The following is a 12,427-nucleotide window of genomic DNA, read 5'->3' on the forward strand; positions in this document are numbered from 1 at the left end:
CCTATGGATCAAAACAAAGAAACAGAATCTGTACCTGAGCGCTTGCCGGAGGGCCTGACGCTGCGCGCGTTGCGCCTGGCCGACGCGGAACAATTCCACGCAATGCAGCAACTGCCGGTCGTGGTGAACGGCAATCCGCACGTGCCGTTTGAGTCGGTCGCCATCACGCGGGAGTACATCGAGAAGCTGGTCCCCGGCGAGATCGTGATTGCGGCAACTGTCGGCGACACGCTGGTTGGCGAAGCGGAACTGACACCTTATAAGGGGCGCCGCGCGCATGCCGGGTCGATTGGCATTTGCGTGCACGACGCATGGCACAGGCGTGGCATCGGCAATGTGCTGATGACCGAATTACTCGATCTCGCTGACAACTGGCTCGGTCTGCGCCGGGTTGAGTTGCATGTGTTTGCTGACAACCATGCGGCGCTCGCGTTGTACCGCAAGTTCGGCTTCGAGATCGAAGTGCACCAGCGCGGCGCGGTGTTGCGCCGTGGCGTGTTGATCGACTGCTATTTCATGGCGCGGCTGCGTGAACCCGCACCGTTGATGTCGGCGCCTTCAGTACCCAACCTCGCAGCGGAATAAAGCCATGAAAGAAGAAACGTTGCAGAGCGACGCGGCGCTCGAGAACCGCATCACGGTGCGAGCGCTCGAATCGTCCGACATGGAGGCGCTTGCCGAGATCATGAGCCTGCCGGCCGTGCGGCGTGGCACGCTCTCGGTTGGCTATCGCAACATTGAACAACTCCGCGCGTGGCACGAGAAGCAACTGAAGGGCGGTGTGAGTGTGTGCGCGTGTCTCGACGGTCGCATGGTGGGGCACGCCGGGTTGGAGATTTACCGTTCGAGCCGCGCGCATGGCGCGCATTTAGGATTGGCCGTCCATGACGGGTATCATGGGCGCGGTGTTGGCTCGGCTCTCCTGCAGGCGTTGACCGACTGCGCGGATGCGTCTCTCGGTTTGCGTCGCATCGAACTCACGGTGTTCACCGACAACGCGCCGGCGATCGCGCTGTACCGCAAGTTCGGCTTTGTCGAAGAAGGCCGTTCACGCGGTTTTGCAATGCGTGAGGGCATTCTGGCCGACGTGCTGCATATGGCCCGTCTCGTCGAGGCGCCGCGCCTCCAGGCAATCTGAACGGAATTTTGCGTGCCATTCTTCTTTATAGACCGCCCGGTCTTCGCGTGGATCGTCGCGCTCGCCATTGTCGTGGCGGGTGCGCTCGCCATTCCGCAACTGCCGGTGGCGCAGTATCCGCGTCTTGCGCCGCCGCGTATCGTGATCAGCGCGACCTATCCGGGGGCGGCCACTGAGGTAGTCGACGCCAACGTCGGCAGCATCATCGAGGAGAGTCTCGATGGCGCCGACAATATGCTGTACTACGAAACGACCAGCGACAACCTTGGCAATCTCGAGATCGACGCGACCTTTGCGCCAGGTACCAATCCTGACCTGGCACTGGTGGATATCCAGAACCGGCTCAAGCAGGTCGAGCCGCGTTTGCCGCAACAGGTCGTGCAGCAGGGCATTAGCGTATTCAAGGCGGCCAACACGTTTCTGATGCTGGTCGCGCTGACATCCACGGATGGCTCGCGCGATTCCGTGCAATTGAGCGACTATCTGAGCCGCTACGTGCTGCGCGAACTGAAGCGCGCGCCTGGCGTGGGTGCGGCCGAGTTGTGGGACGCCGACGAAGCGCTGCGTATCTGGCTCGATCCAATGAAGCTGCGCGAGTACGGGCTCGGCGCAGCGGAGGTGAATGCCGCGATCGCTGCGCAGAACGCCACGGTGACGGCCGGTACGCTGGGCGACGCGCCTTTCGTTCCGGGTCAGCAGTTGACGGCCTCGGTCAGCGTGAAGGGGCAACTGATTTCACCCGCCGAATTCGGACAGATCGTGCTGAAGGCGCTGCCCGACGGTTCGGCGGTGCGCTTGCGCGATGTCGCGCGGGTCGAACTGGGCCGCGACAATTACTCGTACTACTCGCGCCTGAACGGCAAGGCTGCGGCGACCGTCGGGATTCAACTCGGACCGCGCGGTAATGCGCTCGAGACCTCCAACGCCATCCGCGCGCGGCTCGCCGAGTTGTCGAAAGGCTTGCCGCCGGGCGTCGCCGTCGAAATTCCGTTCGACAACGCGCATTTCGTAAAGATTGCGATTCGTGAAGTGCTCGTCACGCTGGCGGAAGCGGTGGTGCTGGTGTTCTTCGTGATGTGGCTGTTCCTGCGCGATCTGCGCTATACGCTGGTGCCGACTGTCGTGATTCCGGTCACGCTAATGGGCGCGTTTCTCGCGATGTACGCGTGCGGCCTGTCGATCAACGTGTTCACGATGTTCGGCCTTGTGCTTGCCATCGGCATTCTCGTCGACGATGCGATCGTGGTGGTGGAAAGCGTGCATCGCGTAATGGAAGAAGAGGGCCTGCCGCCGCGTGAGGCCACCCGTAAAGCGATGTCGCAAATCGGCGGCGCGATCGTTGGCGTGACCGCGGTGCTGACGGCCGTGTTCGTGCCGATGGCGTTCTTTCCGGGCGGCGTCGGCGGCATCTACCGTCAGTTCGCGGTGGCGATGATCGCGTCGATGTTGATTTCATCGTTCATGGCTTTGTCGTTGACGCCCGCGCTGTGCGCGAATTTGCTGAAAGCGCATAAGCACCCGGTTAGTCAACGCGACGCCCGCCGCGGCTTGCCCGGCTTTGCGGCGCGTGCGGCGAGCAGTTTCACGGCCGGTTTCGATCGTGCCGCGCGCGGCTATCGCGGGCTGACCGCGCGTACGTTGCACCGTATCGCACCGATGCTGGCGATCTATGCCGTGCTGGTTGGCGTGTGCGCGGCACTGTACTGGCAGTTGCCCGGCGGTTTTTTGCCAAGCGAAGACGAAGGTCAGTTGCAGGTGATGGTGCAATTGCCGGCCGGTGCGACGCAGGCACGTACGCTCGCGGTGGTCCAACGGGTGGAAAAAATCCTGCACACTGAGTTCGCGATTGCGCACGTCACCAGTGTGGTTGGCTGGAGTTTTACCGGCAGCGGTCAGAACGTGGCGATGGGCTTTGTCGAACTGAAAGACTGGGGTAAGCGCGACACCGATGCGATGGCGTTGCGCGACCGGCTCAACGAGAAGTTCGACAAGATTCTCGACGGTAATGTCGAGGCGCAATTGCCGCCTTCCGTGCCCGGACTCGGGCATTCGGACGGTTTCGTGTTCCGGCTCGAAGATCGCGGCGGCGTTGGGCTGGACGCGCTGAAGGCCGCGCGCGAGCAACTGTTCACGCAGGCCAAGGCAAGCCCGGTACTGGCTTCGGTGCATTCGGAAGATCTGCCGGATGCGCCGCGCGTCGAACTCATCATCGACCGCGCGAAAGCGTACGCGCTCGGCGTGTCGTTCGACCGCATCTCGGATGTGCTGGGCAGCACCTTCGGCTCGACGTATATCGACGATTTTCCAGCCGGCGGCCGGATGCGCCGCGTGATGATCTCCGCCGACGCCGCCACGCGCATGACCGAAGACGATCTGATGGCGCTCGCCGTGCCGAACTCGACGGGCGGCATGGTGCCGCTATCCGCGATCGCGTCACGGCATTGGTCCATCGGCCCGGTGATGCTGACCCGCTACAACGGTTATCCGTCGCTCGACGTGAGCGGCCACGCAGCCCCCGGCTACAGTTCGGGCGCGGCGATGGCGGAGATGGAACGGCTCGCTGCCTCATTGCCGATCGGTGTTTCGTATGACTGGGTCGACGCGGCGCGCGAAGAAACCGCGGCGGCTCAGCTCACACCGTTGCTGATCGCGTTGTCGCTGCTGGCCGTGTTCATGGCGTTGGCGGCCTTGTACGAAAGCTGGACGATCCCGCTTGCCGTGCTGATGGTCGTGCCGCTCGGCGTGATCGGCGCGGTCGCCGCGGTGCTGCTGCGCGGCATGCCCAACGACGTGTACTTCAAGGTCGGCATGATTACGGTGATCGGCCTCGCGGCGAAAAACGCAATTCTGATCGTGCAGTTCGCACGCGATCTGTATCGACAGGGCCTGCCCTTGACGCGTGCCGTGACCGACGCCGCGGCCGCGCGTTTCCGGCCGATCGTGATGACCTCGGCGGCGTTCCTGCTGGGCGTCGTACCCTTGGTGGTGTCGAGCGGAGCGGGCGCCGAGAGTCGTCGTTCGATCGGCACCGGTGTGTTCGGCGGAGTATTGGCGGCCACGCTGTTCGGTCTCGTGTTCGCGCCGGTTGCGTTTCACGCGGTTGCCTCGCTAACGTATAGCAGGCGCCGGCTCGCAGAGCTGCGCCGCAAGCGTGACGAACGACGCGGGCGCCGGGAGACGGCAGAGCGCGGCCGGCTGACGAATGGCCGATGACGTGACGGCGCTCACACCGCGCGTGGGCGCCGCCGCCGTCAGAGCCGGGCGCGGTGGTTAGCCGGCCGGCTGATTCGCGGCTTGCGTGGACGCCGCTCCAGCCGGCGTTTGCGTAGTGGTGGCGGACGCATGCGCGGCCGGCATGCAGTCCGCGCGATATTCGGCTTGCAGGTTCTGTTCCGCCTGTGACAGGTCGTCCGGGTAGGTGTTGGCGTCGTCGGGATCGTAACCCACCGCCTCGAGTTCACCGAGTTCCTGCATCAACTGCTTGTGTGTCACTTCGCTCTTGAGCTGCTTGAACGGATAGTCGTTGCATTGTTGCGGCGTGAGACCCGGCGAGGCCATCGCCGAAGCGCTGCCGATCAGCAGAAGGGTGGTGACGAGGGTTCTGGTTGCGAGCTTCATTTCATACCATCCACGATAGGGTTCGAGTCGGACCGCAAGGAAAGCAGCGGGATGGCAGTAGGCTAGTTGAGGCCGCCTACCGGAGCGGCGTCGGGAAAATGAAATTTGTTTTATCGTTGCTTCGCTCGTTTTCATTGAGCCCGCGGCGAACTTAAATTTTTCTTCATGAAGCGGATATTCATCCGCTATACGACTGCGCGTAGCCTGCAGGCAGGCACTGAGGCAAAGCGGCGACACCCGTCGAATCGCACGTCCGTACCCTGAACGCGCAAGCCGAATATGGCATTATGTCTTCCTACTGATAACCGGTCGCGCCCGCCGCTTGCGTCAGTAGAGCAGGTGGCAGCGCATGCAATGATCATGTCGCGAGTACTGACGATCGAAGATGATGAAATTACCGCGAATGAAATTGTCGGGGAGCTGAAAAGCCGCGGCTTCACCGTGGACTGGGTGGCGAACGGCCGTGACGGCATGGCGCGCGCGATCAGCGAAGATTACGACGTAATCACGCTCGACCGCATGCTGCCGGGCGTGGACGGCCTTACGATCCTCACCACCATGCGCAGCATCGGCATTCAAACACCGGTGCTGATGCTAAGCGCGCTGGGCGACGTGGATGAAAGAGTACGCGGCCTGCGTGCTGGCGGCGACGATTATCTGACCAAGCCGTTCGACCCCGAAGAAATGACCGCGCGCCTCGAAGTCCTGTTGCGCCGCAGTCAAACACCGGCTACACCGCTCGAAACCCATCTGCGGGTCGGCCCGCTCGAACTCGATCTGATTTCCCGCAAGGTTCAGCGTGACGGCGAAGAGATCGTTTTACTGCCCACTGAATATCGCGTGCTCGAATTCATGATGCGGCACGCAGGGCAAACCATCACGCGTACCATGCTGTTCGAAGCAGTGTGGGGTTACCACTTCGACCCAGGCACCAATCTGATCGATGTGCACATGGGCCGGTTGCGCAAGAAAATCGACCCCCCCGGCGTCACGCCGATGATTCAGACCGTGCGGGGCTCGGGTTATATCCTCGCATGAGCAGATCATCCTGATGGACACAACCTTCCCGGCTCAATCTGCGCTCGGGCGACGCTGGCATTCCACCACCTTTCGCCTGCTCTCGGTCTACGCGGTTATCTTTTCGCTTTCGGTGATGCTGTTGCTGGGCTACATCGGCTGGGCTGTGACCGGCGATATGGAGCGCGAGACCGATGTGGTGATGGACTGGCAACTGGTCTACTTCGATTCGGTGCCTGACGCCGGACTTGCCGACGCGATTCATCGGCGTATCGAACGCGAGCGCATGCACACCAATTACTATGGCCTGTTCGCTGCCGACGGCCAACTGCTGGCCGGCGACGTACTGGTGTATCCCTCGAAACTACCCACCAATCGCACCGGCAAGACGCTCGATCTCGCGCTTTCGATGGGGCGCAACGAACAGGCGCCGGTAGTCCGCGCCATGGCCGAGCGGCGCAAGGACGGCTCGACGCTCGTCATCGCGCGTGATCTGACGCACATCCTGCGGATTCGCGAGACCATCATCAACGCGCTGGTGGGCGGCGGAATCGTATGCCTGCTTGCGGGTGTGGCGGGTGGACTGGCCCTGAGCGTGCGGCAGATGCGCCGGCTGAAAGCGATCCGGCGAGTCACGCAGCGTATCGCACAGGGCGATCTCGCACAGCGCTTGCCGATCGGCGGACGCGACGAAGTGGATATGCTCGCGCATCTGGTGAACCATATGCTCGCGGAAGTCGAACGCCTCATGAACGAAGTGAAGGGTGCGTGCGACGGTATCGCGCACGATCTGCGCACCCCGCTCGCGCATGTGCGAACCTTGCTGGCGCATGCGGCGGAGCGCACCGATACGCTCGACGACGCCGCGCTGTCGCAGCTAGTGGAGCGTGCGCGTATCGAGACCGATGCATTGCTCGACCGCTTTCGCGCCATGTTGCGGATCTCCGAGATCGGCACATTGCAGCGCCGCGGCGGGTTCGGCGAAATGCAGCTGGAGACGCTGGTGCAGGAAGTCGGTGAACTCTACGAACCGCTCGCCGAGAGTCGCTCGATTCAGCTATTCGTGCATGTACAACCGGTCGATGCGATTCATGGCGACCGTGCGTTGCTGTTTGAAGCGTTGAGCAATCTGGTGGATAACGCGATCAAGTTCACGCCTGAGGGCGGGGAAGTGCGCATGGAACTTCGGCAGACTTCGGCGGGGCCTCAGGTGGATATTGTCGATAACGGGCCCGGTATTGCCGCGGATGAACGCGATGCTGTCCTGCAACGGTTTTATCGGGGCGAGAGTACGCGGCACCTGGCTGGATCGGGGCTCGGCTTGAGCATCGTTTCAGCGGTGATGAGGGTGCATGACTTCACGATGAAGATCGGTAATGCGCAGCCTGGCGCCAGGATTTCCATCGAATGCTGGTCGAGGACGCTTGCATGAGGTCGTATTCTTTTCTTGTCCAGGCAGGGGGGTGAATGCGTGTCCTGTTCGTGGGTCCTTCTCATCCGGAAGCCGCATGGCTGTTCAAGGCGCTGCAGGAGAGCGCCCATAGCCTGCAACGGGCCGATGATCTGCGGGACGGAGTCTTTCTTGCTTCGCAGGAACCGTTCGATGCGATTGTTTTGATGGTGCTTGAGGTTGGGTTTTATTCTTCCCTGCAGGGGTTTATTGGGGAGTTTGCTGTTGCCGGGAGTGGGGCGGCGATTGTTGCCGTGCTTGGTGCTGCTACTGCGCAGGATCGCACCAAGGTTTTGCGTGCTGGCGCGGATGCGTGTTTTTGCCAGCCTTATTCGTTTATTGAAATGCACGAGAGGATGGCCGCTTTGCAGCGGGTTGGGGGCGGGCGGGGGGCGTTGGGTGGTTCTGCGTCCGCTTCTGTCGCGGCTTCGGTTTTGCCTTCGATGGGTGGACCGGCTTTGGATGCTGCTACTCGGGAACTTGTTTGTGGTACTCGGCGGGTTGCCGTTACACGGCGGGAGTTTCTTTTGCTTGAATGCCTGATGAGACAGGTTAATGCGCCTGTGGCCAGAGATCAGCTGATCCGGTACGCGTGGCCGGAGAAGGAGGATGTCGATCCTTCTAGCGTTAATCTTGTTGTTTCGCGGTTGAGGCGGAAGCTGTTGGGGGATGTGCCTGAGGTTCGGATTGAGACTGTTAGTCGGTTTGGGTATCAGGTTTCGGTTTAGTCTTTTTTTTGCCTGTGCGGCGCTTGTTTGTTTGCTTGTGGTGTTGGTTTTTCCTTGGTCTGTGTGCCTATGGCTTTGGCCTTTCCTTGTTTTGTTAGTGGTCTATTAGCGTTGCCCCTGTGCGGGGCGGCACCTACTTCTCTTTGCCGGCTGCAAAGAGAAGTAGGCAAGAGAAAGCAGCTCAAACCGCTAATTCTTAAGCGGGTCCCCCGCGCAGTTACGCTAGTGGTGCATCTGGAATCTGTGTTCCCGCACATTCGGCGTCAGTGACAAGGCAGTCATACTTCCGGCGGCGCTGCGCGCGCCGACGCGCACTTCATAGAACCAACCACTACGTTTTCGTGCTCGCGCTCCGCTGAGGCGAAACCGGTGGTTTCCTGCAAACGAAGCCACTTTGGTTTCTTCAGCAACTTCGTCGCCGCCGAGGCGAAGCCGACGGCCCCACTGCGCGAAGCGAAGCCCCTGATTTCCCATGCATACCCATCCACGACGCACGCAGTGCGGAGTGGGAGCTGACGAGTCCTTTGCCACCAGCGCCGAAGGTGCGAGGGCACGGATTCCAGATGCACCACTACCGTGGCTGCGCGGCGGACCCGCTTAAGAATTAGCGGTGTGAGCCGCTTTCTCTTGCTTACTTCTCTTTGCGGCGGCAAAGAGAAGTAAGTGCCCGCCCCGCACAGGGGCGACGCTAATAGACCAATAAGAAAACAAGGAAAGGCCAACGCCATAAGAACACAGACAAACAAGCGCTGGGCAGGAAAACAAACCAAGAAAACCCCATCGCCGTAGGCACACACCCGACCAAAAACCCCCCTCTCATGCACCTTGGGTCAACGCCCCCTTCATGAAAACCCAACAAAAAAACTGAAAGTCTGTATTGCAGATGCAACGGTTTCTGACCTCGATATATTCACTCCGTGGTCACACAGCACCGCAAAATATCCACTGCTATCAGGCATCCTTAATTAAATGAAAGGTGATTCATGAATCAGAAGATGAAACTGACACACTTGGTCGGGGCACTCCTATGTATTGGCGCCGTTTCCACCGCGCACGCGCAAAGCAGCGTCACGCTCTACGGGCTGCTCGATACGGGTATCGACTTCGCCAGCAACGTCAACGGTAACCATCTCTATCAAATGGCCAGCGGCGTCAGTGCAGGCAGCCGCTGGGGCCTCCGAGGCAAGGAAGATCTCGGCAGCGGTCTCTCAGCGGTGTTCGATCTGGAAAGCGGCTTCAATTCGACTAACGGCGGTCTCGGCAGCGGTCTGGCCTTCTCCCGTAACGCCTACGTCGGGCTCGCGAGTCAGACAGCCGGTACGGTCACCCTCGGGCGGCAGTGGGATCCGGTCGTCGATCTCATCGAACCGTTCTCGCTTAACGGTACCTACGGTGGCTGGTATTTCTCCCACCCCAATGACATGGATAACCTCGATAACGGCTTCGCTATCAGCAACGCGGTGAAGTACACGAGTCCCACTATCGGTGGCTTTACGGGCGAAGCCCTCTATTCGTTCGGTGGGCAGGCGGGACAGTTCTCGAATAACTCCGCCTATAGCGCGGCAGCGTCGTATACGAACGGACCGTTCTCGATGGGGGCAGGCTATCTGCGGGTCAACGATCCGGAACAGTCGATCCAGAGCTATCAGAATGGCTCGGGCTTTACCAATGCGGTGTATGGTAACTATCTGGCCAATGCGCGTAGTCAGGGTATCTTTGCTGCCGGCGCTTCTTATCAGATCGGCAAGTTCAAGGTGATGGGCAACTTCACCAACGTCAATTTCCAGCAGGGCGATGCGGGACAGGACGTCAAATTCCAGAACTATGAAATTGCCGGTACGTTTGCGGCAACCAGTCAGCTGAATCTCGCTGCCGGCTACACCTACACGGATGGCCGCGATCATGCGACCAATCAGGAGCCCAAGTACCAGCAGCTCAACCTGAGCGCGGAGTACGAATTGTCGAAACGCACCGCCATCTACGCGCTCGCGGCACTACAGAAGGCCAGCGGCGGCGCCGTAGCGCAGATCGCCGGCTTCGATCCTTCGTCTGACGGCAAGCAGGTCGTCGGCCGGGTGGGCATTCGACACTCGTTCTAAAGCATCGGCATCAAGTAAAAGAGCGCGCTGCCCGAAGGGGGAGCGCACTCTTTTTTGTTCATGAACCAAAATAGATATTGCAGAAACTCGGTGGACCGACACAGTTGTCGGCGCTGGTGGATGTCGATGTCGTTGCGCAGCCGGATAGCAACAGTCCGGCTGCAACGGCGACAACGGCGAACGAAGCAGATCGTCTGATCGCGGTGCGAAGAGTCATGGATGTCAGGGAGAGAGATGCCGCGTGTTGCGTTTAACGATAGAGCCGGTTCAGATAATTCATCTGGCCATCGTTCTCGGCTTTGATCAGTTCCCGGTAAACCTGGGCCCGTGTTTTGCCACGGCCATTCACTGCGTTTGGCGAAGTCCACCCGCCGGCGGATGCCAGCGCGGTCGACCGGCTCAGTGTTCCGCCTACCGGCGGCGCGGCGGCGGCCGACGTGGCCGCCACTGCAAGGCCGGAGGCGAGAAGCAGCGCCAATGCGGTGCTTGCTCGCCTGCTTTTCTTCACGCGCATCTCAGTGTGCGTAAAGGGTCGAGTTCAGATAGGCGAGCTGGCCGTCTTTCTCCGCGTGCACCAGTTCCTGATAGACCTGCGCACGCGTCTTCCCGCCGGTCGCCTGACCGTAAGGCGCCACCCACGATCCTGCTGCGTTAACCGCGGAGGTGCTGTTCTGCGCCACTTGCATTGCCGGCGCGGCGCTCTGCTGAGTCGGAGCCGTCGTCGATTGAGCGAAAGCGGAAGCCGTTGCGGTTGCACCGATGAAAGCGATGGCGAGCGTCAGAGATTTCATGTTCGTAATCCTCACAAATCAAATTGGATGGGACCGATTCGCGAACCGCTATGCATTCGTGGATCGGTTGATGAGAAGGATAGTCACCTGGCTTTAGCGGATCGGTGGTGTACGCATGAAAAGATATTTATCCGCTGGAGCGTCGCCGGGCCAATAGTGAGGGGAGTTGTCGGGCGCATTTCATGAACATAAAAAACGTTTCATGAATCAGCCGGTTTTGATCACGGGTATGTCACTCCGCAAACCTACATTGCGACTACCCGCACGGTGTGCGGGATCGGTCCGTCAATGCGCGGATCGGCGCCTTCTCTTACCCGGAATCAGACATGAATAAAGCATTGGCAACCACACTCGTCGCGCTGGCTGGCACCTTCGGCGCGGCGGCGCACGCACAAAGCAGCGTTACGCTCTACGGGACGCTCGATACCGGCATCGACTACGTCAGCAATCAGAAATCGACCTCAGGCGGAAAAAGCAACTGGATGATGGAAAGCGGCAATGTCAGTACCGACCGCTGGGGCCTGCGTGGTAACGAAGACCTGGGCAGCGGACTGAGCGCGGTCTTCGATCTTGAGAACGGTTTCAATATCGATAGCGGCAAGTTCTCCAATGGCGGCGATGAGTTCGGCCGACAGGCATGGGTTGGCATCGCCAGCAAAGAGTGGGGTACCGTGACGATGGGCCGGCAATACGATTTCCTCGTCGATTTCGTCGCGCCGCTTTCGGCAACCGGCTCGGGATTCGGCGGCAATATTGCCGACCATCCGTTCGATAACGACAACCTCAACAACGACCTGCGCATGAACAACGCGCTGAAATTCCGCAGCGCGACTTATGACGGCTTCACGGTCGGCGGCGCCTACGCCTTCAGCAATGCCGCAGGCGGCTTCAGCAACAACAACGCCTATAGTCTCGGCGCGCAATGGGCGGGCGGCCCGTTCAATCTGGCGGTGGCTTATCTGCAGGTGAACCAGCCGGGCGGCGTCAATCAACCCAACAATACCGGCGGCGCGGTGAGCAGTAGCGACGGCGATGCGACCTTCACCGGCGCACGCCAGCGTATCCTCGGCGCGGCAGGTCGCTACACGTTCGGTGCGGCGACCGTTGGCCTCGTCTTTACCCGGACGATGCTCAACGATCCGCATCAGATTACGCAGGGCGGCGCGTATTCCACGCTCAACGGCGATATGCTGACTTTCAATAACTACGAGCTGAATGCGCGCTACGCGATTACACCGGCATTCTCGCTGGGCGGTTCGTACACGTTCACCGACGGACATTTCAGCGACGCCGGCAAGAGCTTTGCGCCGAAGTGGAATCAGTTCATGCTTCAGGCGGACTACGCATTGTCACGGCGAACCGACCTGTATCTGGAAGGCGTGTATCAACACGTGTCGGGTGCAGACGGTATTGCGGTGCTTGGCAATGCGTCGATCTATTCGCTGGCGGCTTCGTCGAGCGATCGGCAGGCGGTTGTGGCCTTGGGAATGCGGCATCGGTTCTGAGCGTCACCAGCGAACCGCAAGGTGCCGTAAGCTTGCCTGAAGCGCAAACGTCACCGGTGATGAACCGGCGACGTTTTTTAT

The 12,427-nt window shown here is 60.5% G+C and carries 11 protein-coding genes; 8 read left to right on the forward strand and 3 right to left on the reverse strand.

From position 1 onward, the window contains the following. The first annotated feature begins 3 nt into the window (after nucleotides 1-3). Genes PQR40_RS20640 through PQR40_RS20650 form a run of 3 tightly spaced genes read left to right on the forward strand, consistent with a single transcriptional unit; the run spans nucleotide 4 to nucleotide 4,351 of the window. On the forward strand, nucleotides 4-585 hold the full coding sequence (locus tag PQR40_RS20640) for a GNAT family N-acetyltransferase (protein ID WP_408232652.1): 582 nt from the start codon (nucleotides 4-6) through the stop codon (nucleotides 583-585). A 4-nt stretch (nucleotides 586-589) separates the two neighbouring features. Further along, nucleotides 590-1,138 carry a GNAT family N-acetyltransferase gene (locus PQR40_RS20645; RefSeq protein WP_408232649.1) on the forward strand — a complete coding sequence of 183 codons (549 nt, stop codon included), beginning with the start codon at nucleotides 590-592 and terminating at the stop codon, nucleotides 1,136-1,138. A gap of 12 nt (nucleotides 1,139-1,150) precedes the next feature. Then, entirely contained in the window at nucleotides 1,151-4,351 is a 3,201-nt protein-coding gene (locus tag PQR40_RS20650; RefSeq protein ID WP_408509769.1) for a multidrug efflux RND transporter permease subunit, read from the forward strand. A 57-nt stretch (nucleotides 4,352-4,408) separates the two neighbouring features. On the opposite strand, the gene PQR40_RS20655 is transcribed toward PQR40_RS20650, so the two are convergent. Continuing rightward, entirely contained in the window at nucleotides 4,409-4,756 is a 348-nt protein-coding gene (locus tag PQR40_RS20655; protein WP_408232643.1) for a DUF4148 domain-containing protein, read from the reverse strand. Nucleotides 4,757-5,116: 360 nt separating this feature from the next. Here PQR40_RS20655 and PQR40_RS20660 point away from each other — a divergent pair, with 360 nt between their 5' ends. The 4 genes from PQR40_RS20660 (at nucleotide 5,117) to PQR40_RS20675 (ending at nucleotide 10,050) form a co-directional block, all read left to right on the forward strand. Next, nucleotides 5,117-5,794 carry a response regulator transcription factor gene (locus PQR40_RS20660; RefSeq protein WP_074286056.1) on the forward strand — a complete coding sequence of 226 codons (678 nt, stop codon included), beginning with the start codon at nucleotides 5,117-5,119 and terminating at the stop codon, nucleotides 5,792-5,794. Between the two features lie 13 nt (nucleotides 5,795-5,807). Then, nucleotides 5,808-7,205 carry a HAMP domain-containing sensor histidine kinase gene (locus PQR40_RS20665; RefSeq protein WP_408509770.1) on the forward strand — a complete coding sequence of 466 codons (1,398 nt, stop codon included), beginning with the start codon at nucleotides 5,808-5,810 and terminating at the stop codon, nucleotides 7,203-7,205. Between the two features lie 35 nt (nucleotides 7,206-7,240). Then, the gene (locus PQR40_RS20670; protein WP_408232637.1) at nucleotides 7,241-7,951 is read left to right on the forward strand and encodes a winged helix-turn-helix transcriptional regulator; all 711 of its coding nucleotides are present in this window, start codon (nucleotides 7,241-7,243) and stop codon (nucleotides 7,949-7,951) included. A 995-nt stretch (nucleotides 7,952-8,946) separates the two neighbouring features. After that, nucleotides 8,947-10,050, forward strand: coding sequence for a porin (locus tag PQR40_RS20675; RefSeq protein ID WP_408232634.1), 1,104 nt, complete (start codon nucleotides 8,947-8,949; stop codon nucleotides 10,048-10,050). Nucleotides 10,051-10,300: 250 nt separating this feature from the next. Here PQR40_RS20675 and PQR40_RS20680 read toward each other — a convergent pair whose 3' ends face one another. Then, on the reverse strand, nucleotides 10,301-10,564 hold the full coding sequence (locus PQR40_RS20680; RefSeq protein ID WP_408232631.1) for a DUF4148 domain-containing protein: 264 nt from the start codon (nucleotides 10,562-10,564) through the stop codon (nucleotides 10,301-10,303). A 1-nt stretch (nucleotide 10,565) separates the two neighbouring features. After that, nucleotides 10,566-10,841: a DUF4148 domain-containing protein gene (locus tag PQR40_RS20685; RefSeq protein WP_408232628.1), complete on the reverse strand. Its 276-nt coding sequence runs from the start codon at nucleotides 10,839-10,841 to the stop codon at nucleotides 10,566-10,568. A gap of 326 nt (nucleotides 10,842-11,167) precedes the next feature. Here PQR40_RS20685 and PQR40_RS20690 point away from each other — a divergent pair, with 326 nt between their 5' ends. After that, nucleotides 11,168-12,346 (forward strand): porin, encoded by a 1,179-nt coding sequence (locus PQR40_RS20690; RefSeq protein ID WP_408509771.1) that lies wholly within the window; start codon nucleotides 11,168-11,170, stop codon nucleotides 12,344-12,346. Nucleotides 12,347-12,427: the final 81 nt, after the last annotated feature.

The sequence above is a fragment of the Paraburkholderia sediminicola genome (assembly GCF_046026855.1).
Lineage (GTDB): Bacteria > Pseudomonadota > Gammaproteobacteria > Burkholderiales > Burkholderiaceae > Paraburkholderia > Paraburkholderia sediminicola_A.

Coding starts and splice junctions, on each gene's coding strand:
- PQR40_RS20640 (WP_408232652.1), top strand. CDS start 4: ATGGATCAAAACAAAGAAACAGAATCTGTACCTGAGCGCTTGCCGGAG.
- PQR40_RS20645 (WP_408232649.1), top strand. CDS start 590: ATGAAAGAAGAAACGTTGCAGAGCGACGCGGCGCTCGAGAACCGCATC.
- PQR40_RS20655 (WP_408232643.1), bottom strand. CDS start 4,756: ATGAAGCTCGCAACCAGAACCCTCGTCACCACCCTTCTGCTGATCGGC.
- PQR40_RS20660 (WP_074286056.1), top strand. CDS start 5,117: ATGTCGCGAGTACTGACGATCGAAGATGATGAAATTACCGCGAATGAA.
- PQR40_RS20665 (WP_408509770.1), top strand. CDS start 5,808: ATGGACACAACCTTCCCGGCTCAATCTGCGCTCGGGCGACGCTGGCAT.
- PQR40_RS20670 (WP_408232637.1), top strand. CDS start 7,241: ATGCGTGTCCTGTTCGTGGGTCCTTCTCATCCGGAAGCCGCATGGCTG.
- PQR40_RS20675 (WP_408232634.1), top strand. CDS start 8,947: ATGAAACTGACACACTTGGTCGGGGCACTCCTATGTATTGGCGCCGTT.
- PQR40_RS20680 (WP_408232631.1), bottom strand. CDS start 10,564: ATGCGCGTGAAGAAAAGCAGGCGAGCAAGCACCGCATTGGCGCTGCTT.
- PQR40_RS20685 (WP_408232628.1), bottom strand. CDS start 10,841: ATGAAATCTCTGACGCTCGCCATCGCTTTCATCGGTGCAACCGCAACG.
- PQR40_RS20690 (WP_408509771.1), top strand. CDS start 11,168: ATGAATAAAGCATTGGCAACCACACTCGTCGCGCTGGCTGGCACCTTC.